Source organism: Azospirillum humicireducens (assembly GCF_001639105.2).
GTDB classification, from domain to species: Bacteria; Pseudomonadota; Alphaproteobacteria; order Azospirillales; family Azospirillaceae; genus Azospirillum; species Azospirillum humicireducens.
This window is the reverse complement of record NZ_CP028902.1, coordinates 328,080-352,310: the sequence shown is the minus strand read 5'-3', so window position 1 is coordinate 352,310 and position 24,231 is coordinate 328,080. Positions and strand designations below refer to the sequence as shown.

Annotated in this window: 9 protein-coding genes and 3 pseudogenes; 5 read left to right on the top strand and 7 right to left on the bottom strand. The window is 69.0% G+C overall.

All coding sequences use genetic code 11. The features are described 5' to 3' along the window. Positions 1-74: 74 nt before the first annotated feature. The 4 genes from A6A40_RS16095 to A6A40_RS16085 form a co-directional block, all read right to left on the bottom strand. Positions 75-332 carry a flavodoxin gene (locus A6A40_RS16095; protein ID WP_108546926.1) on the bottom strand — a complete coding sequence of 86 codons (258 nt, stop codon included), beginning with the start codon at positions 330-332 and terminating at the stop codon, positions 75-77. A gap of 58 nt (positions 333-390) precedes the next feature. After that, entirely contained in the window at positions 391-1,380 is a 990-nt protein-coding gene (locus A6A40_RS16090; RefSeq protein ID WP_108546925.1) for an aldo/keto reductase, read from the bottom strand. Between the two features lie 183 nt (positions 1,381-1,563). Continuing rightward, on the bottom strand, positions 1,564-1,716 hold the full coding sequence (locus A6A40_RS30715) for a hypothetical protein (RefSeq protein WP_158279296.1): 153 nt from the start codon (positions 1,714-1,716) through the stop codon (positions 1,564-1,566). A gap of 282 nt (positions 1,717-1,998) precedes the next feature. Next, on the bottom strand, positions 1,999-2,988 hold the full coding sequence (locus A6A40_RS16085) for a sensor histidine kinase (protein ID WP_236783836.1): 990 nt from the start codon (positions 2,986-2,988) through the stop codon (positions 1,999-2,001). A 160-nt stretch (positions 2,989-3,148) separates the two neighbouring features. Between A6A40_RS16085 and A6A40_RS16080 the strand changes: the two genes are divergently transcribed. Beyond that, on the top strand, positions 3,149-4,357 hold the full coding sequence (locus tag A6A40_RS16080) for an IS256 family transposase (RefSeq protein WP_108546923.1): 1,209 nt from the start codon (positions 3,149-3,151) through the stop codon (positions 4,355-4,357). Here the strand turns inward: A6A40_RS16080 and A6A40_RS16075 are convergent. Continuing rightward, positions 4,349-4,636: pseudogene (locus A6A40_RS16075) on the bottom strand (helix-turn-helix domain-containing protein); the annotation flags it as partial. The gene A6A40_RS16080 and the pseudogene A6A40_RS16075 overlap by 9 nt on opposite strands. 17 nt (positions 4,637-4,653) lie before the next feature. On the opposite strand from A6A40_RS16075, the gene A6A40_RS16070 reads away from it, so the two are divergent. Continuing rightward, entirely contained in the window at positions 4,654-5,025 is a 372-nt protein-coding gene (locus tag A6A40_RS16070) for an ISAs1 family transposase (protein WP_335645191.1), read from the top strand. Positions 5,026-5,051: 26 nt separating this feature from the next. On the opposite strand, the gene A6A40_RS32205 is transcribed toward A6A40_RS16070, so the two are convergent. After that, positions 5,052-21,020 carry a DUF4347 domain-containing protein gene (locus A6A40_RS32205; protein WP_108546922.1) on the bottom strand — a complete coding sequence of 5,323 codons (15,969 nt, stop codon included), beginning with the start codon at positions 21,018-21,020 and terminating at the stop codon, positions 5,052-5,054. Positions 21,021-21,282: 262 nt separating this feature from the next. Beyond that, positions 21,283-21,666: pseudogene (locus tag A6A40_RS16060) on the bottom strand (transposase); the annotation flags it as partial. On the opposite strand from A6A40_RS16060, the pseudogene A6A40_RS16055 reads away from it, so the two are divergent. The 3 genes and pseudogenes from A6A40_RS16055 to andAd all read left to right on the top strand — a co-directional run. Next, positions 21,653-22,105 (top strand): annotated as a pseudogene (locus A6A40_RS16055) (IS3 family transposase); the annotation flags it as partial. The pseudogenes A6A40_RS16060 and A6A40_RS16055 sit on opposite strands and share 14 nt — an antisense overlap. 359 nt (positions 22,106-22,464) lie before the next feature. Then, entirely contained in the window at positions 22,465-23,739 is a 1,275-nt protein-coding gene (gene andAc, locus A6A40_RS16050; protein ID WP_108546921.1) for an anthranilate 1,2-dioxygenase large subunit AndAc, read from the top strand. Positions 23,740-23,744: 5 nt separating this feature from the next. Further along, positions 23,745-24,218: an anthranilate 1,2-dioxygenase small subunit AndAd gene (andAd, locus tag A6A40_RS16045; protein ID WP_014188645.1), complete on the top strand. Its 474-nt coding sequence runs from the start codon at positions 23,745-23,747 to the stop codon at positions 24,216-24,218. Positions 24,219-24,231 lie beyond the last annotated feature (13 nt).

Here is a 24,231-nt window from a genome sequence, read left to right as displayed (position 1 = left end):
GGCGTCGGGGATCCGGAACCCGCAGGGGGACCCGCTCATCGGCCGGGCCGGATGCCGCCCAGCCATCGGGTTGTTTACGCAAGGGTTTGCCGCTCCTGGTCCGCCTGCATGACGATCGCCTTATAGTCTTCGGGATAGGGGGCGGCTGGCTCGATCTCGAACAGGTCCGCGTCACGAGCCCGCCGGATCTGGCCCGCGACGACGCGGGTGTTGCCGGTGCGGGAGAAAAAGGCGACCAGAGGCACTGCCCGGGATTGAACCTGCCGGACGGCGGCGGAACCGGCCGAAAGGCCCACTCCCATCGCCAGAGGCAGAGAGAGCGCCGCCGTCATCGCATTCCGCCTCGATAGTCCGCTCGGCCGTTCCATCGGTTCTCTTCCCTCGCTTCGGTCAGAGGCCGGTGGTCTTCATCAGATGCTCGGGATAGCGTTGCCCCTCCACCGCAATCTCCGCGGCGGCGCGCTCGATTTCGGCGAGGTCGCCGGCGGTCAGCTCGAGAGCGGCGGCGGCGAGGTTCTCGTCCAGCCGGTGCAGCTTGGTGGTGCCGGGGATCGGCACGATCCAGGGCTTCCGCGCCAGCAGCCAGGCGAGGGCGATCTGCGCCGGCGTGGCTTTTTTCTCCACGGCGATGCGTTTCAGCAGGTCGACCAATGCCTGATTCTTTTCCATCGCCTCAGGCGTGAAGCGTGGGAGAATCTTGCGGAAGTCGTTCTCGCCGATCTTGGTGTCCTTGTCCATGGCGCCGGTCAGGAAGCCCTTGCCGAGCGGGCTGTAGGCGACCAGCCCGATGCCCAGCTCCTCGCAGGCATCGAGAATGCCGTTGGTCTCCGGACCACGCGTCCACAGCGAATACTCGTTCTGTAGCGCGGTGACCGGCTGGACCGCGTGCGCCCGGCGGACGGTGTGGGCACCGGGTTCGGACAGACCGAAATGCTTGACCTTGCCTTCCCGGATCAAATCCTTGACCGCGCCGGCGACATCCTCGATCGGCACGTTCGGATCGACGCGGTGCTGGTAGAAAAGGTCGATCACTTCGACGCCAAGCCGCTTCAGCGACCCTTCCGCGACCGCCTTGATGCGCTCCGGGCGGCTGTTCACGCCAGCCATCTTGCCGTCGACGATGTTGAAGCCGAATTTGGTGGCGATCACCACCTGGTCGCGCACCGGCTTCAGTGCTTCGCCGACGATCTCCTCATTGGTGAAGGGGCCATAAATTTCAGCCGTGTCGAAGAGGGTGACGCCACGCTCCACCGCCTGCCGGATCAACGCGACACTCTCCTCCCGGCTCAGCGCATGACCGTAACTGAAGTTGAGCCCCATACAACCGAAGCCGATCGCCGAAACCTCCAGGCCACTTTTCCCTAGGATACGCGTCTTCATCGCTTCCCCTTCGGCCCACCGGTATGGGCGTTCAACTGTTGCGGTACGCATGAGATAAGCCAATCGACGCCTGTCGATTAGACGGTGTGATCAACATGAAGCTATATCTGATTTTCATGAATGGGCGGCCGGGTGCGCATGCGCTCCAACCTTGCTCCTGGCCCACGGCGTGGGGCGGAGCGATCAGCCCATACGTTCCTCGCCCGAGGGGCGGCGCGTCCGCATCGGACCTGGGATCGTTTCGGAGTGACGCGGAATACCGAAGCCGCGCTCGGTTCCCGCCAGCAGAATGACGTAGAAGGTCGTAACGACAAGTCCGATGCCGATGCAGATCATGGGCTGCTCCTGCCGCCCGCCGCGGCGGCCTGGACCTCCTATCATCGAAGGCCAAGGTGGAATGGAGGTGCCGGACGGAGGCCAAGGCGGCGCCGACTTTGCCGGCGGCGGATGTGGTCAGTCCCGTGGTGGCACTCGACCCGGCTTGATGGGCGGAAAATAGGTCAAGTCGGACCCGCCGACCAGGCGGCATGGCCGGCATGAGGTCATGTCCATGCTTCATGAATACGCGGCGGCCACGGAACCTTGGCGCTGCCAGAAACGCCTCCCATCGGAGTGGCATCAGGCCGCGATCTGCCGCGCAGGTGTACGCCTGCCCTGTCGGTCGTCACCGACGACATGCATTGCCGGAAGCGTGAGGACGGCGCGCAAGCCGCCATCCTGCCGGTTCTCCAGGCAGATGTCGCCACCATGGCCGCGGACGATGGAGCGGGCGATGGACAGCCCAAGCCCGACGCCGCCGGTGCTCCGGTTGCGCGATGTCTCAAGCCTGACGAAAGGTTCGAACACCCGCTCGATGTCCACCGCCGGGATGCCAGGCCCCCTGTCCTCGACGGTCACCCGAATGTCGCCGCCGTCGGGACGCACGGAAACCCTGGCCTCGGCACCATAGGCGATGGCGTTTTCAACGAGGTTGCGGACGACCCGCCGCATGGCGATCGGGCGGCATATCGCCGGCAGTTTGGCGGCACCATCGAAACTCACGGGGGCGCCGACGTCGGCCATGTCCTCGCACACGCTTTCAACCAGCGAGACGAGATCCACGGCCCGCGCCTCCTCGCTACCCTCCTCGCGGGCGAAGGACAGCATGGCCTCGGCGGTCAGCCGGAGTTCCTCCACATTGTCCAGCATGCGCTGCTTCGTTTCGCCCTCGTCGAGCAGTTCCACCCTCAGGCGCAGGTTGGTGATGGGGGTGCGCAGGTCGTGGCTGACCGCTGCCAGCATCCGTGTGCGGTCATCGACGAAGCGTCGCAGGCGCGCGCCCATGGTGTTGAAGGCGGTCGCTGCACGGCGAACCTCGTCAGGCCCCCTCCGCTCGTCCAGCTCCACCGACTCCCCCCGTCCAAGCCGCTCGGCCGCTTCGCCGATCTGCTTGAGTGGCCGCGAGATGCGGCACGAAATGAAGAAGGCGACCAGCGCTACCATGGCGACCGAGGTCAGGATGGAGAAATACAGCGAGCTGTTTGACACTGCCGGCCGTGCCGGCTGTACCGTGGCGGCGTTCAGCCGGCGGCGGGTAACGTCCATGGGCGTGGTGGAAAAAGCGCCCATGAAGGATCGGGCTGGGGCCGGGCGAAGCTCGCACACAGCGTAGCCCGGCCCCAGCCCGATCCTCCGCCTCGCAGGCGGTGTGTTCGGCGGCAGGAGGTGGTCATCGCGCATCTTCGGTAAGGTCGAGTTGCGACACGCGACCACGACCAAGGACACGACGATGACCGACGACAGAATGGCACTGATCGAGCAGATCCAGAAGAGCACGGATGGCGACTGTCTGCGCTCCGTCGCCGAGCACACGTTGCATCGGCTGATGGACTTCGAGGTCGAGGCGCTGATCGGCGCCGCGCGGCATGAGCGCAGCGACACGCGCACCACCTATCGCAACGGCTCGCGCCCGCGCCAGCTCGATACCCGGCTCGGCACGCTGGACCTGAAGATCCCCAAGCTGCGGCAGGGCAGCTACTTCCCTGCCTTCCTGGAGCCGCGCAAGACGGCCGAGAAGGCGCTCACCGCGGTCATCCAGGAGGCCTGGATCCAGGGCGTCTCAACCCGGAAGGTCGATGACCTCGTCCAGGCACTCGGTATGACCGGCATCTCCAAGTCCCAGGTTTCGGCGCTGTGCCAGGAGATCGACACCCGGGTACAGTCCTTCTTGGAGCGTCCGCTGGAGGGGGACTGGCCGTACCTCTGGCTGGATGCCACCTACCTGAAGGTCCGCCAAGACGGCCGCATCGTCTCGATCGCCGCGATAATCGCCACCGGCGTCAATCAGGATGGGCGGCGCGAGATCCTCGGCCTTGGGCTGGGGCAATCGGAGGCGGCGATCTTCTGGATCGAGTTCCTGCGCGGCCTCGTACGGCGCGGGCTGAAAGGCGTGAAGCTGGTGATATCCGATGCCCATGAGGGGCTGAAGGCGGCGATCAGCCAAGTGCTGAGCGCCACCTGGCAACGTTGCCGTGTTCATTTCCTTCGTTCGCTGCTGTGCCATGTGCCCAAGGGGCAGCAGACCGTGGTGTCGGCCGCCGTGCGCCAAGTGTTCGTGCAGCCCGACCGCAAGATCGCCGGCGAGGTCTGGCGCCATGTCGCCGATCAGCTGCGGGCACGCTTCCCCAAGGTGGCGGCGCTGCTCGATGCCGCCGAGCACGATGTGCTCGCCTACATGGACTATCCAGAGGCACACCGCACCAAACTACACTCGACGAATCCTCTTGAACGTCTCAACAAGGAAGTGAAACGCCGCACGGATGTTGTTGGCATATTCCCAAATGAAGAAAGTGTTCGAAGGCTCGTCGGTGCGATCTTGCTGGAACAGAACGACGACTGGCAGCTTCAACACCGGTACCTGACGCTCGAAACCATGGCCGGTATCGCCGCCGCCGATGAGCCCGCTATCACACCGCTCCCCTCAACAAAGGCGGCCTGACCGACGACGCTCCTGACCACCTTCCAATTTCCACCACCTTGACGGACGTGACCCCGAAACCCCGAAACCGGCCACGTCCTCGGCGTTGAAACGATGCACCCAATCGCGCAAGGTCTGCCGGTCCATCCCGCCCAAGCGCGCGGCGTGGGCCCGGCTGTGACCGTTCAGCACGGTGGCGATCGCCAGAAGACGCGCCGCCACCCGCCCGTCCTCCTCCAATCGGGCCTGCCGGCGCAACTCGCAGACCGAGATGTCCTGTCGGATCGCTATCGCTGGCATTCCCGCTCCCCCGCTGAATAGAGCGGACAGCGAATCACACCAAAGCCGCAGCCTCAATCCCCTGCAACACAACGCGAGTCAGAAATTTCTGGATGCGGTATTATCTGTGCTCCACCACCCTGGACGCCGAGACGTTCGCTCGCGCCGTTCGCGCTCATTGGGGCATCGAGAACCGCCTGCACTGGGTGCTCGACGTCGTCTTCCACGATGACCTCACCCGCCTCAGGTCAGGAAACGGGCCTCAAAACATGGCCATCATCCGTCATATCGCCATGAACCTCGTCCGAATGCCCGCCGACAAGCAAAGCCTCAAAGTCAGGCGAAAACGCGCCAATCTCGACCCAGACTATCTCGAACGCCTCATCCGACAATCCAACACGTTAACCTGAAGCGATTCCCCTGACGCCCCATCGCCTCAGGCTGCTTGATTAGGCGGGGTGTGGCGAGAAAGCGCCACCAGCAAATTTGCCATTCCGGCATCCGCCGCGCCATGCGCCCGGGCAACCTGTCGCGAGAAGGATGGTTGGCCGATGGGCGCCGGATCGAACTCCGCCCGGTCACCCGACGGAGCCGCCTCGCCTCCCGATCCGCTCGGCGGAGCTGCCGGTTCATTGTCCGGCGGTTCAGCGGTGGCGGGTATCCGTCTCCCTGGTTGCTGGTCCTGCAATTCATCCGGCAGCCGTTTGCCGGACGGAAGGTCGATCCTCCGGCTGGCGCCGGGCGCTTCCGGTGTGCTGGTTGCCGCATTGCCCGACACGCTTCCAAGAGTGTCGCCGATGCTCACCCCTGAGGACGATAGGTTCATGGCGCTGCCGCCGATGCCCGATGTTCCCGTCGCAACGTTGCCGGTCACGGAGCTGACCGACGGGCTCGCGCTCATGGGACCGCCGATGTTGCTGATGGTGATGACGCGCCCGGTTTCGATGCTCGACATGCTGCCGATGCTGTTCGACGTGATGACGCGGCCGCTGCCCGCTCCGCCCTCCGACCCGCTGCCGGAGATGGCGGCGGTCGTGATGACCCGCGCGGAGTTTCCGGGAGCGTTGTCCGATGCGGCGGAACCGCCCGGTGGGGGCAACGCGCTGTTTGGTGCGTCGCTGAGCACCGTGGTGGTGTTGCTCGCGACGGCGACCGCCGCGCCCCTGGCCGGTGTGGGCGGCGGCGCGGGAGGAGCTTCGATGGTCAGGCGCGTCGTAGTTTCGGCGATGCCTCCGGCGCCGTCGCTCACCGTCAGGGTCAGGACATGGCTGCCCGCCGTTCCCGCGGCCGGAATGCCTGAGATGGTGCCGCCTCGGCCGGGTGCCGGGGTGAAGCTCAGCCCGGCGGGAAGGCCGCTCACGCTGTAGACCAGCGTCTGATCGGCGTCGCGGTCGCTGGCGAGCGTGGGAAGCGTTGCGGTGAAGTCCCTGCTCACCTCGCCCGAGGGGACAGACAGTGTGCCGACGATGGTCGGGGCGTCGTTCACGGACCGGACGGAGAGGCCGGCTCCGGCCATGGCGACGGCGCCCGCGCTATCGGTTGCGGTCAGGGTGAAGGCGACGGCCTCCACCGTGCCGGGGGCGTTGCGGTTCTCGCTGGGAATGAAGGTCAGGCCCCGCAGCGCGGTTTGTGCGGCGGCGGAGGTGCCGGTGAAGCTCAACTGGCCGCCCGCGGCCGTGAAGCCTTCCGCATTCTCGAATCGGCCGGTTGCCGGATCATAGGCGATGCTGATCGTCAGAGACTGACCATTGTCGGGATCGTCGATCGTATAGGAGGCGAAGGGCTGTGCCGTCTCCTTGTCGGTGATGGTCTGACCGGAGGTGGCGCCGCCCAGCACCGGTGCGTCGTTGACCGCCGACACGGTGAGGGTGACCGCCGCTGCGGTCGGGCTCAGCCCGTTGCCGCTGGCGTCGCGCGCCCCTTGGACCTGGAATCCGAAAAGGCTGCCATCCGCTGTGTTGGCGTTCTGGGATGGCAGGAAGTAAACCGCGGTGGCCTCGGCGGCGGTGATGAGGTCGCCATCGGTGATCGCGCCGCTCCGGTCGGGGTTGCGGTAAAGCGTGCCGCCGGTGATGCCGGAAATGCGGAAGTGGCTGATCTCCGCCCCGTCGGCACTGGCCCGCGCGATGGCGATGACCGCGGACAGCGTGTCCTCGCTGGTGCCGGTGGCGCCGCTCACCACCGGGGTCTCGGCGACGGGGGTCACGGTGACGGTGAAGGTCTCCGTGGCGGTGTTGCCGGCCTCGTCGGTCATGGTCAGGGTGATGTGGGCGCTACCGAAGCGGTCGGCCGCGGGGGTCACGGTGACCGTGCGGTCGGCGCCGCTGCCGGTGATCTGGATGCCGCTGGACGGTATCAGGACCGTGTCGCTGGAGGTTGCGGTGAACTGCACGGTGCCCGCCGCGGTCACCCCGTCGCCGACGGTGACGGTCAGGGCGCCCGTGGTGCCGTCCTCCGCGATGGTCTGGCCGGCCGGGGCGGAGACGGTCGGGGCGCTGCGGTCGATGGTCACCGTCGCCGCCTCGGAGGTCGTTTGATTGCCCGCCGCGTCGGTCACCCGCACACGGTAGGAAAGCCCGGAGCCCTCCGCCGCCCCGCTGTGGGTCAGCGTGTTGGTGCCGGCGGTCGAGGTGATGGTGGCGACCACGCTGTTGCCGCGCAGCAGCTCCAGCGTCAGCCCGGCCTCGGCCACGGTGACCGAGAATGCTGGATCCGTCGCGTTGGTGATGCCGTCGCTGGCGGAGGCGCCGCTGTCGGTCGCCGCGGTCAGGCTGGCGGTGCCCAGGGTCGGGGCGGTGGTGTCGATGACGATGGCCTTGTTGGCGCCGAGCGAGCCGCCGGCCCCCGGCGCCGGCAACGTCAGCACCGCCGCGTTGCCGGCTGCGTCCTGGATGCCGCCGGCGTTCAGCGCCAGCGCCACCGCGGACACGGCGTCGAGGTCGGCGGACGTGTCGCCGGCCTGCACCGTATAGGTGAAGGTCAGCGTCGCGGTGCCGGAGCCGCCGCTATAGCTGGCCGTCCGGTCGGTGGCACCCGTCTCCAGGGTCAGTGCCGGTGTCCCGGTGACGGTGACCGCCTGGCTGAAGGTGACCTGGATGGTGATGGTGTCGCCGGCCTTGTAGGCGCCGTCGGCGGTGGTGGCGGTGACACCGGTGACGGTGGGGGCTAGCGGATCGACGGCGGCCGAGGTGCTACTGGCGCTGGTCGTCGTGGCCGTGCCGTCGGGGCCGTTCGCGGTGATCCCGACGGTGCGTCCCGTCGCCTCAAGGCCGCCGGAGACGATGGTGTAGCTGGCCGTCCAGATGCCCTCCGCGTTGGTCGCGACCACCGCGGAGCCGCCGCCGAACTGGCTGAAATCGACGGTGACGCTGGTCAGCGCGGCGTTGCCGTCGCCGGTCGCGGTGCTGTCCCAGCTCACCGTCACGGTGTCGCCGATGCGGTAGACTCCGCCGGTTCCCGTGGCGCCGGTGACCGTGATGGCGGCGGCGGTGACGGTCGGGACGACGGTCAGCACCAGATCGTTGCCGGTGTCGCCCGCATAGGACACACGATACACCGTGCCGCCGACGGTCAGCAGCGCGCCTTCGGCGACGCTGCTGAACAGGCCCGTCACGGCGTCGCTTCCGTCGTTGGCGACGAGGATGAAGCGGTCGCCCTGGGCCGGGGTATAGCCTTGGGTGATCGACAGCGTGGCCCCGGAAACGTCGACGGCGCCGGTCACGGCGATCCGGTCGTAACCGCTGCCCGCCGTATTGCCGTTGATGTCGGCCCGCAGCGTGCCGCCGGACGCGATGGTCAACCCGCCGCTCAGCGTCAGCGTGCCTGCGGTCCCGGCGCCGGTTCCCGGCGCGATTGCGCCGCCCGAGGCGATCCCGACCGCCCCGGCGATGCTGCCGGTGCCGCCCAGGGTCGCGCCGCTGGCGACGGTGACTCCGGAGGTGTCGGACAGGGCGCCGCTGACCAGCAGCGTGCCGGCGGTGACCGTCGTCGCTCCGGCGAAGCCGGCGGTTCCCGACAGGATCAGCGTGCCGGCGTCCGTCTTCTCCAGAGCGCCGCTTCCCGACAGGGTGCCGCTCAGGGTCAGGGTGGCGCCCGCGGCCACCGACAGGGCGGTGGAGGTCAGGGTCAGGGCGATGGCGTTGGACAGGCTGCGGCTGGCCGTGATGGCGATGCCGCCGCCGCTCACCGTGACGGCGCCGGTGCCGAAGGCGGCGTCCGACCCGACCACGACGGTGCCGGTGCCGGTAAGCGTGGTGCCGCCGCTGTGGCTGTTGCTTCCCGACAGGGTCAGGGTGCCGCCGCCGCTGAGGGTCAGCGCGCCGCTGCCGGACAAGGCTCCCGTCAGGGCGATGCTTCCGCTCTGTGCCTCCACGATGCCGCCGCCGCTGCCGAGGGCGATGGCGTTGTCGACGGTGGTGGCCGCGGAGATGCGCAGCGTGCCGCCGTCCAGCGTCACCGTGCCGCCGCTCAGGGCGGAATCCGTGTCCACCGACAGCGCGCCCGCCGTCACGGTCAGGCCGCCGCTCATGCCGGTGCCGTTGGCGGTGTTGCTCAAGGTGAGGGTGCCGGTGCCGCTCTTGGTCAGGATCGCCGAGCCCGAGAGGGCGCCCGACAGGGTCACCGCCGCGTCGGTCTGGAGGGTCGCCGCTCCGGTCAGGGCGACGGCGTTGTCGATGGTGGTGGCGCCGGTGACCTGCAGGGTGCTTCCCGCCGCCAGGGTGACGCCGCCCGCTCCGAGGTTGCCGTCGCTCGCCACCGCCAGCGTGCCGGCGGACACGTTCGTCGCGCCGTAGCTGTTGCTTCCCGACAGGGTCAGCGTGCCGGCGCCCTGCTTGTCAAGGGTGCCGGCGCCGGTCAGCGTGGCGGCCAGGGTCGCCGCCGTGCCGGTGCCGTTGGTCACCGTCAGGGTCACGCCGCTGTCCAGCGTCAGCCCGCTGCCGGCGATCACCAGCCCATCGGCGGCGCTCGCGTCCCAGCTCTGGCTGGCCGACAGGGTCAGGCCGCTGGCCAGAGTGATCGTCTGGCCGGCGAGCCCGGCGTCGAAGCGGATGGTCGGCGTGCCGCCGAGCGCCGCGGCGATGGCCAGCGCCTCGCGCAGGTCGACGCCGTCGGTCACATCGATGGTGGCGCTGTCGCCGGTCGCCGTCACCGTCACCACGTCGCTGGTCACCGTGGTCGTTGCGGTCGCGCTGCCGCCGTTGCCGTCGGTCAGCGTCACCGTCAGGGACACCGTTCCGGCGGGCGTGTCGTTGCGGTAGGTGATGGCGGACAGCAGGGCGCCGATGCGCGCCGAGGTGGCGCCCGCGGTGAAGGTGATGGTCAGCGTGCCGCCGCTGATGCTGTAGGTGGCGAAATCGGTGCCGCCTTCCGACAGGGTGCCGCTCGTCGTCCCGGTCGCCGTGATGGCCGAGCCGGTGAAGCCGAACCGGTCGGCCGTCCAGGCGCCGTTCGCCGTGGCTCCGGTGGCCGAGCGCTTCACGGTGAGCGTCCCGCCGGCCCAGCCGGCGGAGTCGTTCTCGGCGTCCTCGACCGTGGCGGCGGTGCCCTGGTCGAGCAAGGCGGAGCCGGCGGTCAGGGCCACGCTGTCGCCGTTCAGGTTGCGGATGAGCGGCGCCGAGTTCAGCGTGAACTGCGTGTCGGCGTTGCCGTTCGCGGCGGCCGCGATGAAGCCGCTGGTGACGAGGCCGGGGGTCGCGATGGTCACCTCGACCGTGGCGAAGGTTGTCGCGTTGATGTCGATCTCAACGACCGCCGCGTTTCCGGTGCCCGTCACGCGGATGTTCGCGGCCGTCAGGCCGGACCTGCCGATGAGGTACAGCGCGTCGCCCGTCCCGAAGTCGGTGATCCTGTCCCCGGTCAGGGTGGTGTTGGTGCCTTGGAAGCGGTCGTTGCCGACCCCGCCGTCGATTGTGTCGACGCCGGCCCCGCCGTCGATGGTGTCGTCGCCGTCGCCGCCGTCGATGCTGTCGTTCCCCGTGCCGCCGTCGATGCTGTCGTTGCCCGCCCCGCCGAGAATGGTGTCGGCGCCGCTGCCGCCGTTGATGGTGTCGTTGCCGCTGCCGCCCAGGATGCTGTCCGGGCCGGTGGAGCCAATCAGGGTCAGGCCGCCCGCCGTCACCCTGCTGGCGTCGATGAGGTTCTGACCCTGCGAGCTGGTGTCGGCGCTGAGATCGATGGCGCGGAAGCCGGCGTTGTAGAAGTCGTTGCCGACGGTGATGCTGATCGGGTTGACCGTTGTGCCGGAGGCGATGATGCGCTCGACGTTGCTGATCCGGGTGGCGAAGCTGTCGCTGGACCCGATGGTGAAGCCGGAGTTGCCCAACCGGATGGCGTCGTTGCCGGCCCCGCCGTCGATGCTGTCGACCAGGACGTTGGCGGAAAACAGGACCGTGCTGTTCGCGTAGACGAAGACATCGTCGCCGTCGCCGCCGCTCAGGCTGTCGGCGCCACCGCTGCCGGTGATGACGCTGTTGCCGGAGCCGCCCAGGATGGTGTCGTCGTAGGCGCTTCCGGTGAGGCTCTCGTTGCCGCTGCCGCCAATGATCGTCACCCCGCCGCCCATCTGCTGCGCGCTGACGGAGTTGGCGCCGCCCGCGTCGGTGTCGCCGGACAGGTCGATGCTGCGGATGCCGGTGGTGTAGGCGTTGGCATTCAGAGAGATGGACAGGGAGGAGGAGGAGGCGATGGCGGCGATCCGCTGGATCTGGGACGCCCGCGCGAAGCTGACCGCGTTGCCCACCGTGAAGCCGCCGGTGCCGCCGACCAGCAGGGTGTTGGTGCCCGTGCCGCCGTCGATGCTGTCGATGAGGGCGCTGTTGGCGGCGAAGTCGGCGGATGCGCCGTTGGTGTAGTCGAAGGTGTCGTCGCCGTTGCCGCCGATCAGCGTGTCGGCGCCGGCCCCGCCGCGGATGGTGTCGTTGCCGGCCCCGCCGTCGATGCTGTCGTCCCCGCTGCCGCCGATGATGGAGTCGTTGCCGCTGGTGCCGGTGATGGTCGCGCCGCTGGCGTAGCTGCTGGCGAGCGTGCCGGTGTCGTTGGCGCCGCGGTCCATGCCGCCGGCGTTCAGCACCGCCCCGCTGGCCGTCAGCGTGTGGCCGGCCAGGGTCAGCGTGCCGCCCGTGCCGTTCAGCGTGCCGATGGTCTCGTCCGCCGCCAGCCGCAGCGTGCCGCCGCTCACCGACACCGCCGCCGTGTCGGCGATGGCCGACCCGCCGGTCAGCACCAGCTCGCCGGCGTTCAGCGTCGTCGTGCCGGTGTGGGTGTTGGCCCCCGACAGGGTCAGCGTGCCGGCCCCGTCCTTGGTCAGGCCGCCGGCCCCGTCCAGCGGGGCCGACAGGGTCGCCGCCGTGCCGGTGCCGGTGGTCACCGTCAGCGTGACGCCGCTGTTCAGCGTCAGCCCGCTGCCGGCGATCACCAGCCCATCGGCCGCCCCGGTGTCCCAGCTCTGGCTGGCCGACAGGGTCAGTCCGCTGCCCAGCGTGATCGTCTGGCCGGCGAGCGCCGAGCCGAAGCGGATGGTCGGCGTGCCGCCGAGCGCCGCCGCGATGGTCAGCGCCTCGCGCAGATCCACCCCGTTGGTGACGTCGATGGAGGCGCCGTCGCCGGTCGCCGTCACCGTCACCACGTCGCTGGTCACCGTGGTCGTGGCGCTGGTGCTGGCGCCGTTGGCGTTGCTCAGCGTCACCGTCAGGGTGACCGTGCCGGCCGGCGTGTCGTTCTCGTAGGTGAGGGCGTTGAGCAGGGCGCCGACTCTCGCCGCGGTGGCGTTGGCGGTGAAGGTGACGGTCAGCACGCCGCCGGAGAGGCTGTAGGTGGCGAAGTCGGTGCCGCCCTCCGACAGGGTGCCGCTGGCGGCGGTGCCGGTGGCGGTGATGACGGAGCCGGCGAAGCCGAAGCGGTCGGCCGTCCAGGCGCCGCTGGCCGTCGAGCCGGTGGCCGAGCGCTGCACGGTCAGCGTGCCGCCGCTCCAGCCCGCCCCGCCGTCGTTCGCCGTGGCGTCGCCGGACTGGTCGATGCGCACCGGCGTGCCGGGGGTCAGGGCCACGCTGTCGCCGGACAGATTCGCGATGACCGGCGCAACCCTCAGGTTGAACAGGGTGTCGGCGCCGTTGTTGGCGCTGCTCACGGTGAAGCTGTTGGCCGTGGCGTTCGGCACGGCGACCGACACCTCGACCGTGCTGAAGTCGGTGCCGTCGGTGTCGATCTCCAGCGTGGGCCCGGCCCCGGTGATCCTGATGTTGGCGGCGGTCAGCCCGCTCACCGACGCCAACTGGATGGCGTCGCCCTCGGCGATGTCGGTGATGATGCTGCCGGTCAGGTTGCTGACGCTGTCCTTGAAGACGTCGTTGCCGGCGCCGCCGGTGAGGGTGTCGTCGCCGGTGCCGCTGGTGAGGGTGTCGTTGCCGGCGCCGCCGTCCAGCGTGTCGGTGCCGGCCCCGCCGTCGATGAGGTCGTCGCCGCCGTTGCCGTAGAGCGTGTCGTTGCGGCCGCCGCCGCTGATGGTGTCGTTTCCGGCGCCGCCGCGGATCGTGTCGTTGCCGGCCGAACCGGTCAGGGTCAGGTCGCCCGCCGTCACCGCGCTGGCGTCGATGAGGTTCTCACCGCTGGTGTTGGTGTCGCCGCTGAAGTCGATGGTGCGGAAGCCGGCGTTGTAGAAGCCGTCGCCGACCGTCACGCTGACCGCGGCGGAGTTGGGTGCGGCGGCCAGAGTCTCGACGTTGCTGACGCGGGTGGCGAAGCTGTCGGTGGCGGTGATGGTGAACGCGGTGCCGACCGACCCGATGCGCAGGCTGTCGGTGCCGTCGCCGCCGTCGATGCTGTCAATCAGGGCGTTGTTGGAGAACAGGGACGCGTAGGTCATGTAGAGGAAGACGTCGTTGCCGGCGCCGCCGCGGATGGTGTCGGCGTAGGCGGTTCCCGTGATGCTGTCGTTGCCGGCGCTGCCGATCAGGGTCATGCCGCCGGCCAACTCGGAGACGCTGATGGTGTTGGTGCCGGTCGCGTTGGTGTCGCCGGACAGGTCGACGGTGCGGATGCCGGCGGTGTAGGCGTTGGCGTTCAGCGTGATGCTGAGAGCTCCGGATGTGGCGATGGCGTCGATCCGCTCGACCAAGCCGACCCGCGCGAAGGAGACGCTGGCATTAAGGGTCAGGCCGTTTGTGCCGCCGAACAGCAGGCTGTCGGTGCCGGCGCCGCCGTCGATGCTGTCGATGAAGGCGTTGTTGGCGATGAAATCGTTCTGGCGGTTGCCGGTGTAGTCGAAGGTGTCGTCGCCATCGCCGCCGATCAGCGTGTCGTCGCCGGCGCCGCCGCGGATCGTGTCGTTGCCGGCGCCGCCGTCGATGCGGTCTGCGCCGCTGCCGCCGCTGATGGAATCGGCGCCGCTGGTGCCGGTGATGGTCGCGCCGCCGGCGTAGCTGCTGGCGAGCGTGCCGGTGTCGTTGGCGCCGCGGTCCATGCCGCCGGCGTTCAGCACCGCCCCGCTGGCCGTCAGCGTGTGGCCGGCCAGGGTCAGCGTGCCGCCCGTGCCGTTCAGCGTGCCGATGGTCTCGTCCGCCGCCAGCCGCATCGTGCCGCCGCTCACCGACACCGCCGCCGTGTCGGCGATGGCCGACCCGCCGGTCAGCACCAGCTCGCCGGCGTTCAGCGTCGTCGTGCCGCTGTGGGTGTTGGTCCCCGACAGGGTCAGCGTGCCCGCCCCGTCCTTGGTCAGCCCGCCGGCGCCGCTCAGCGGGGCCGACAGGGTCGCCGCCGTGCCGGTGCCGGTGGTCACCGTCAGCGTGACGCCGCTGTTCAGCGTCAGCCCGCTGCCGGCGATCACCAGCCCATCGGCCGCCCCGGTGTCCCAGCTCTGGCTGGCCGACAGGGTCAGTCCGCTGCCCAGCGTGATCGTCTGGCCGGCGAGCGCCGAGCCGAAGCGGATGGTCGGCGTGCCGCCAAGCGCCGCCGCGATGGCCAGCGCCTCGCGCAGATCCACCCCGTCGGTGACGTCGATGGAGGCGCCGTCGCCGGTCGCCGTCACCGTCACCACGTCGCTGGTCACCGTGGTCGTGGCGGTGGCGGTGCCGTTGGTGTTGGTCAGCGTCACCGTCAGGGTGACGGTGCCGGCCGGCGTCTCGTTGTCGTAGGTGAGGGCGTTCAGAAGGGCGTAGACGCGCGCCGCGGTGGCGTTGGCGGTGAAGGTGACGGTCAGCACGCCGCCGGAGAGGCTGTAGGTGGCGAAGTCGGTGCCGCCCTCCGACAGGGTGCCGCTGGCGGCGGTGCCGGTGGCGGTGATGACGGAGCCGGCGAAGCCGAAGCGGTCGGCCGTCCAGGCGCCGTTGGCCGTCGAGCCGGTGGCCGAGCGCTGCACGGTCAGCGTGCCGCCGCTCCAGCCCGCCCCGCCGTCGTTCGCCGTGGCGTCGCCGGACTGGTCGATGCGCACCGGCGTGCCGGGGGTCAGGGCCACGCTGTCGCCGGACAGATTCGCGATGACCGGCGCAACCCTCAGGTTGAACAGGGTGTCGGCGCCGTTGTTGGCGCTGCTCACGGTGAAGCTGTTGGCCGTGGCGTTCGGCACGGCGACCGACACCTCGACCGTGCTGAAGTCGGTGCCGTCGGTGTCGATCTCCAGCGTGGGCCCGGCCCCGGTGATCCTGATGTTGGCGGCGGTCAGCCCGCTCACCGACGCCAACTGGATGGCGTCGCCCTCGGCGATGTCGGTGATGATGCTGCCGGTCAGGTTGCTGACGCTGTCCTTGAAGACGTCGTTGCCGGCGCCGCCGGTGAGGGTGTCGTCGCCGGTGCCGCTGGTGAGGGTGTCGTTGCCGGCGCCGCCGTCCAGCGTGTCGGTGCCGGCCCCGCCGTCGATGAGGTCGTCGCCGCCGTTGCCGTAGAGCGTGTCGTTGCGGCCGCCGCCGCTGATGGTGTCGTTTCCGGCGCCGCCGCGGATCGTGTCGTTGCCGGCCGAACCGGTCAGGGTCAGGTCGCCCGCCGTCACCGCGCTGGCGTCGATGAGGTTCTCACCGCTGGTGTTGGTGTCGCCGCTGAAGTCGATGGTGCGGAAGCCGGCGTTGTAGAAGCCGTCGCCGACCGTCACGCTGACCGCGGCGGAGTTGGGTGCGGCGGCCAGAGTCTCGACGTTGCTGACGCGGGTGGCGAAGCTGTCGGTGGCGGTGATGGTGAACGCGGTGCCGACCGACCCGATGCGCAGGCTGTCGGTGCCGTCGCCGCCGTCGATGCTGTCAATCAGGGCGTTGTTGGAGAACAGGGACGCGTAGGTCATGTAGAGGAAGACGTCGTTGCCGGCGCCGCCGCGGATGGTGTCGGCGTAGGCGGTTCCCGTGATGCTGTCGTTGCCGGCGCTGCCGATCAGGGTCATGCCGCCGGCCAACTCGGAGACGCTGATGGTGTTGGTGCCGGTCGCGTTGGTGTCGCCGGACAGGTCGACGGTGCGGATGCCGGCGGTGTAGGCGTTGGCGTTCAGCGTGATGCTGAGAGCTCCGGATGTGGCGATGGCGTCGATCCGCTCGACCAAGCCGACCCGCGCGAAGGAGACGCTGGCATTAAGGGTCAGGCCGTTTGTGCCGCCGAACAGCAGGCTGTCGGTGCCGGCGCCGCCGTCGATGCTGTCGATGAAGGCGTTGTTGGCGATGAAATCGTTCTGGCGGTTGCCGGTGTAGTCGAAGGTGTCGTCGCCATCGCCGCCGATCAGCGTGTCGTCGCCGGCGCCGCCGCGGATCGTGTCGTTGCCGGCGCCGCCGTCGATGCGGTCTGCGCCGCTGCCGCCGCTGATGGAATCGGCGCCGCTGGTGCCGGTGATGGTCGCGCCGCCGGCGTAGCTGCTGGCGAGCGTGCCGGTGTCGTTGGCGCCGCGGTCCATGCCGCCGGCGTTCAGCACCGCCCCGCTGGCCGTCAGCGTGTGGCCGGCCAGGGTCAGCGTGCCGCCCGTGCCGTTCAGCGTGCCGATGGTCTCGTCCGCCGCCAGCCGCATCGTGCCGCCGCTCACCGACACCGCCGCCGTGTCGGCGATGGCCGACCCGCCGGTCAGCACCAGCTCGCCGGCGTTCAGCGTCGTCGTGCCGCTGTGGGTGTTGGTCCCCGACAGGGTCAGCGTGCCCGCCCCGTCCTTGGTCAGCCCGCCGGCGCCGCTCAGCGGGGCCGACAGGGTCGCCGCCGTGCCGGTGCCGGTGGTCACCGTCAGCGTGACGCCGCTGTTCAGCGTCAGCCCGCTGCCGGCGATCACCAGCCCATCGGCCGCCCCGGTGTCCCAGCTCTGGCTGGCCGACAGGGTCAGTCCGCTGCCCAGCGTGATCGTCTGGCCGGCGAGCGCCGAGCCGAAGCGGATGGTCGGCGTGCCGCCAAGCGCCGCCGCGATGGCCAGCGCCTCGCGCAGATCCACCCCGTCGGTGACGTCGATGGAGGCGCCGTCGCCGGTCGCCGTCACCGTCACCACGTCGCTGGTCACCGTGGTCGTGGCGGTGGCGGTGCCGTTGGTGTTGGTCAGCGTCACCGTCAGGGTGACGGTGCCGGCCGGCGTCTCGTTGTCGTAGGTGAGGGCGTTCAGAAGGGCGTAGACGCGCGCCGCGGTGGCGTTGGCGGTGAAGGTGACGGTCAGCACGCCGCCGGAGAGGCTGTAGGTGGCGAAGTCGGTGCCGCCCTCCGACAGGGTGCCGCTGGCGGCGGTGCCGGTGGCGGTGATGACGGAGCCGGCGAAGCCGAAGCGGTCGGCCGTCCAGGCGCCGTTGGCCGTCGAGCCGGTGGCCGAGCGCTGCACGGTCAGCGTGCCGCCGCTCCAGCCCGCCCCGCCGTCGTTCGCCGTGGCGTCGCCGGACTGGTCGATGCGCACCGGCGTGCCGGGGGTCAGGGCCACGCTGTCGCCGGACAGATTCGCGATGCTTGGCGACCCCTGGGCGATGAACACGGCGTCGGAGCTGACCTTGGTCGCGGTGAAGCTGCTGACCGTGGTGTTCGGCACGGTGACGGACGAATCGATCGAGCTGAAGTCGGTGGCGTCGGTGTCGATCTCCAGCGTGGCGCCGGCACCGGTCCCGGTGATCCGGATGTTTGCGGCGGTCGGCGTGCTGCTCAGCGCGCCGTTCGCGACGTGGATGGTGTCGCCTCCGGCGAGGTCGGTGATGACGCCGCCGGTCAGGTTGAGCGCGGTGTCCTTGAAGACATCCTGGCCGGCGCCGCCGGTGAAGGTGTCGTTGCCCGCCCCGCCGCCCAGCGTGTCGTCGCCGTCGCCGCCGTCGAGGCTGTCGTCGTTGCTGCCACCGCTCAGGCTGTCGTTGCCGGCCCCCCCTTCGAGGGTGTCGTTGCCGGTGCCACCGACAAGGCTGTCGTTGCCGGCGCCGCCGAGGATGCTGTCGTGGTCGCTGCTGCCATCGATCGTGTCGTTGCCGTCGCCGCCGTGGATGGTGTCGGCGCCGGTGCCGCCGTTGATGGAGTCGTTGCCCGCCCCTCCGCTGATGGAGTCGTTCCCTCCGCCGCCGTTGATCGTGTCGTTGCCCGTGCCGCCAAGGATGGTGTCGGCGCCGTCGCCGCCGATCAGCGTCATGTTGCCCGCCGTCACCGCGCTGGCGTCGATGAGGTTCTGACCGGCGGTGTTGACGTCGCCGGACAGGTTGATGGCGCGGAAGCCGGCGCTGTGGAAGTCGTTGCCGACGGTGATGCTGATCGGGCTGGCCGTCGAGTTGGTGGTGATGCTCTCGACGCCGATGATCCGGGTTGCGAAGCTGTCGGCGGCGGCGATGGTGAAACCGGAGCTGCCCAACCGGATGGCGTCGCTGCCGGCGCCGCCGTCGATGCTGTCGACCAGGATGTTGTTGGAAAACAGGTCGGAGGTGGTGGCGTAAATGAACGTGTCGTTGCCGCCGCCGCCGCTCAGGCTGTCGGCGTAGGCGCTGCCGGTGATGCTGTCGCTGCCGGCGCCACCGATGATCGTCACGCTGCCGCCCGCCGCCGACATGTCGACGGCGTTGTTGCCCGACGTGATGGTGTCGCCGGACAGGTCGATGGTGCGGATGCCGGCGGTGTAGGCGTCGGCGTTGAGCGTGAGGGACTGGGCGGAGGAGGAGGCGATCGCGGCGATCTGCTGGATGCCGGACGCACGCCCGAAGCTGACCCCGCCGCCCACCGTCAGGGCGGCCGAGCCGCCGATCAGCAGGGTGTTCGTGCCGGCCCCGCCGACGATGCTGTCGTACAGCTCGGTGCTGGAGGCGAGGTCGCTCTTGCCGTTGCCGGTGTAGTCGAAGGTGTCGTCGCCGTCGCCGCCGATCAGCGTGTCGGGGCCGCCGCCGCCGATCAGCGTGTCGTTGCCGGCGCCGCCGTCGATGTAGTCGGTGTTGCCGCCGGCGACGGTGCTGTTGAGCGCGCCGCCGACCAGGCTGTCGTCGCCGTCGCCGCCCAGGATGCTGTCGTTGCCCGACCCGCCGTCGATGGTGTCGTTGCCGGCGCCGCCGTCGATGGTGTCGGCGCTGGTGCTGCCGAGGATGGAGTCGTCGCCGCTGGTGCCGGTGATCGTCGCGCCGCTGGCGTAGTTGCTGGCCAGCGTGCCGGTGTCGCCGGCGCCGCGGCCCATGCCGCCGGCGTTCAGCACCGCTCCGTTGGCCGTCAGCGTGTGGCCGGCCAGGGTCAGCGTGCCGCCCGTGCTGCCCAGCGTGCCGATGGTCTCGTTCGCCGCGAGCGTCAGCGTGCCGCCGCTCACCGACACCGCCGCCGAGTCGGCGATGGCCGACCCGCCCGACAGCACCAGCTCGCCGGCTGCCAGCGTCGTCATGCCGGTGTGGGTGTTGGCCCCCGACAGGGTCAGCGTGCCCGCCCCGTCCTTGGTCAGCCCGCCGGCGCCGCTCAGCGGGGCCGACAGGGTCGCCGCCGTGCCGGTGCCGGTGGTCACCGTCAGCGTGACGCCGCTGTTCAGCGTCAGCTCGTTGCCGGCGATGGTCAGCCCATCGGCCGCGCTGGCGTCCCAGCTCTGGCTGGCCGACAGGGTCAGGCCGCTGGCCAGCGTGATCGTCTGGCCGGCGAGCGCCGATCCGAAGCGGATGGTCGGCGTGCCGCCCGCCGGCGTGGCGATGGCCAGCGCCTCGCGCAGGGTCACCGCGTTGCGGTCGTTGTCGTCAGCGGTGTCGGCGGTGCTGTTCACCTGGATGACGTCGGAGGTGACGGTGACCGTGACGGTCGTGCTGTCGGTTCCGTCGTTCAGCGTGACCTCGACGGGCATGTTGCCCGCCGGGCTGTCGGTGCGGAAGGTGATGCGCCGCATCACGTCCTGGACCAGCGCCGTGTCGGGCGTGGTGCCGGACCCGGTGAAGCTGATGGTCAGCACGCCGCCGGTGGTCGAGACGGTCGCGAAGGTGCTGCCGCCGGCTTGCAGCTCGTTGCCGTTGACGGTGAAGAGGGCGGCCGCGCTGGCGACCGTGCCGGTGTCGAAATCGAAGACGTCCGTCGTCACCGCCGTGCCCGACCGTTTCACGGTCACGGACGCGCCGGTCCAATTGCCGCCGTTCTCGGCATCGGAGACGGTGAGGTCGAATCCGGCATCCAGCCGCGCCGCCGACCCGTCGCCGGCCCAGGGGGTCTGGTCGGTGTCGAGGCCGGTGACCGTGGGCGCCGTGTTGGCGCCCAGCGTGTGCGCGTAGCTGACGAGCCGGCCGGTGTCGAGCGCGCCGGAGGCGGCGACCGCGCCGACCGACGATTCCAGCTCCCAGTCGCCGCCGACGACCCGTCCGCCCGTGCGGTCGCTGGAGGCGGCCACGTCGGCCCCGGTCGCCGAGGACAGCGCCTGGAGAAGCTCCACCCCCTGTCCCTGCGCCGTCACCCGGCAGCCGTAGAGAAGCAGGTCGCCCTCCGCCGTCAGCGCCCGGCCCCACAGGGCCAGCCGCTCGGCCTGTGCGGCTGCGCCGGCGGCGTCCAGCCGGGTGGAACCGATGTCAACCGCGCCGACAGCGCCATGGCCGACGATGTTGATTGCGTCATAGCCGGTGCGGCGCTGGGCCCAGGCGGCGACCTGTCCGATGCCGTCGCGGGACGGATCGAGCAGGACGATCTCCGTTCCCGGACGCACGCCGTTGATCACGGCCAGCAGGTCCGGGACGTTGGCGTTGATGAAGACGACCTCCTTGCGCCCGCCGGCCTGGGCGGGATCGGCCTCCCGGATCACCTGCGGCCCGGCGGCGGGCGGCGGCACCAAGGCGGCAGCGTCGATCAAGGCTTGGTCCGCAGCTCCGCGGTCGGACGGTTCGGCGTGGGTCGAGTCGGTCGTGGGCTCGGTGTGGGCGGGGTCGGCGGCGGTCGCGACGCCCGCGGCATCGTACATGAAGCGAGACTCCAGGGCGATGATCGTCCAGCTGAAAGCCGACTTGCGGGTGTCGCGCTTCTCACGCTTGCCCGACACGCCGTCGTCCAACCAAAAATTGCCCCGCATCTACCCTTCTCCGCTTTTAAGCGCCACCTGAACTAAGCATACCCTCATGGCGGATTATCGTAATAAGACCAATTGAAACTAATTTCGCCATTCCAGCACGATTGTTTCGCTGAGCCTTCTTCCATCCGTCGATTTCACCAGAAGGCGAGAAGGTGGCTGGCAAGGCAATGGTGTGCGGGATGGTGTGTTTCAGCGAGCAAAGTTGGGCTCTTCCAAGTTTCGTGTGGATGAGCGGAGCGTGTTTCACCATTTGATGATCGCGTCAGGCGTGACCGAGGACCCGAGCGCGCAGCAGATCGAAGCCCGCCCGGCCATACATGGTGCGCTTGATCGCCTTCAGCCGGTTGACTTGGCCCTCGACCTGCCCGCTACTCCACGGCTCGCTCAGGGCGGCGCGCACCGCGTCCTCGTCGCGGCGGATCCCGGCGGCGAATGGTGACAGCGCGCTGACCTCTGCCTCGCGCAACCAGCCATCGAACGGCTCGGGCACCTTGTCCTTCACCATCTCGCAGAAGCGGATGATGAGATCGGCGGCCGTCGCGATCGACGGCGAGCGCACCCGCAACGCCTGGACAAAGCGGCGGTCCTCGTCGGTCAACCTGTCGGGATCGCCGGCCAGGAGCCGAACCGCGCGCCGGGGCTTCCTGTACCTGGTGGTGGTGATGGATTGGGCGACGCGCAAGGTCCTGAGCTGGCGGCTGTCGAACACCATGGACGTCGAGTTCTGCATCGAGGCGGTGGAGGAGGCGATGGCGCGGCACGGCCGACCGGACATCTTCAACACCGATCAGGGCAGCCAGTTCACCAGTCCGCGTTTCACCGGCCTCTTGACCGCGGCCGGCATCCGGGTATCGATGGACGGGCGCGGGCGGTGGATGAACAACGTCTTCATCGAGCGGCTGTGGCGATCGATGAAGTACGAGTGCGTCTACCTCCACGCCTTCGAGACCGGCAGCGAGGCGAGGGCCGGGATCGGCCGGTGGATCCATTACTACAACATGGACCGTCCGCACTCCGCGCTCGGCGGCAGAACCCCGGAGGAGGCCTACCAGGGCACACCGGACCCCATCAGATTGGCGGCATGACACGGACCTGAACCAAGCTCAGCAAAGCCGCAAATCTGTCCGGGAAACGGGGACCATCTCAGTCCTTTCTCCCGGGGGAAGGTCATACGCCGCTGCCATCAACCTCGTCGCTACCGTCTTGGCAACACGGTGAATGCCAACAGACCCTAGGCTGGCACCCTGTAAAGCTTCAAAAATAATGTGGATTTGTGATGTTCCGATTGTTGCGCTTTCCGGATAGTGGCGGAACGCGCATGCGCCCTGCGGATAGTGCGGCGCGCCGATCATCTGCCAAGCTTTGCCGGTCTGGAAGGTTGGTCGACCCCATGGCCATCCATGGTCAGAGGCGGAACGCCATCCATGGTCAAAGGAAAAGCTCGATGACTGAACCAAGCGCCGAAAGCCAGCTTGCAGTGTTCCCAAATCCCGACGGGTCCCGTGTGCCCTACACGGTGTTCAGTTCGGAAGAAATCTATGCGCTGGAACAGGAGCGCATCTATCGCGGCCCGACCTGGAATTTCCTCGGCCTGGAAGCGGAAATCCCCAATCCGGGCGATTACAAGAGCAGCTTCGTCGGCGACACGCCGGTGGTGATGACGCGGACCGAGGACGGCACGCTCGCCGCCTGGGTCAACCGCTGCTCCCACCGTGGCGCCATGGTCTGCCGCAAGGCCCGCGGCAACGCGCTGTCGCACAGCTGCGTCTATCACCAGTGGAGCTTCGGCGCGGCGGGCAATCTGCAAGGCGTTCCCTTCCGGCGCGGCCAGAAGGGCACCACCGGGATGCCCAAGGACTTCGATCCGTCCAAGCACAGCCTGCATCGGCTGCGGGTCGAAAGCTATCGCGGGCTGGTCTTCGCCAGCTTCAGCGACACGGTAGGCCCGCTGGCCGATTACATCGGCCCGGAGATGCGTCCCTTCGTCGACCGCATCTTTTCCAAACCGGTGGTCTATCTCGGATGCACCCGGCAATATTCGGACAGCAACTGGAAGTTGTATCTTGAGAATGTCAAGGACCCCTACCACGCCAGCCTGCTGCACCTGTTCCACACCACCTTCAACATCTTCCGCGTCGGCATGAAGGCGCGCTGCATCCCCGACGCCAGCCATGGGCTGCACAGCATCATCTATGTGTCGAAAAGCGAGGAGGACGTGAACTCGGCCGACTACAAGGACCAGAAGATCCGCTCCTACGACGAGGGCTTCCATCTGGAGGACGACTCGCTGCTGGCGCTGGAGCCGGAATTCGAGGAGATCACCACCAACCACATCCAGCCGATATTTCCCCAGCTGGTGATCCAGCAGATCCACAACACCCTGGTCGCCCGCCAACTGCTGCCCAAGGGGCCGGACCATTTCGAGCTGGTCTTCCATTTCTTCGGCTATGAGGACGACACGCCGGAGCTGCGCGCGCTCCGCATCAAGCAGGCCAATCTGGTCGGCCCGGCCGGCTACATCTCGATGGAGGACACCGAGGCGACCGAGCTGGTGCAGCGCGGTACGGTGCGCGACGGCGACAAGACCTCGGTCATCGAGATGGCCCGCTCCACCCCGGACGAACAGAACACCCTGATCACCGAGAACCTGATCCGCCGCTTCTGGGTCGGCTATCAGAAATTGATGGGCTTCGAAACGCCCACCGTCGCGGCGGAGTGACCGGCATGAACGACCTGATGATCCGCCTGGAGCTGAGCGCGCTCCAGGACCGCTACGTCTCCATCATCGACAACGACCGGATGGAGGAATGGCCGACGCTGTTCACCGAGGATTGCCTGTACCAGATCATCTCGAAGGAGAACGAGGATCAGGGGCTGCCGGCACCGATCATGCATTGCGACAACGCCCGCATGCTGCGCGACCGCGTGGTGGCGATGCGCAACGCCAACATCTTCGAACAGCCGATCTACCGCCATTGCCTGTCCGGCCTGGAATGGAAGAGCGACGGGGCGGACGGCTATCTCTGCCAGACCAGCTATGTGGTGATCAACACCTCGGCGGCCGGGGAATCGACAGTCTATCAGGCCGGACGCTACATCGACCATGTGGTGCGCACGGCTGAAGGCCTGCGCTTCAAGGCCAAGCGCTGCATCTACGACACCAGCCGGGTGCAGACCCTGCTGGCCTACCCGATCTGAGTGCCGAGGAGAC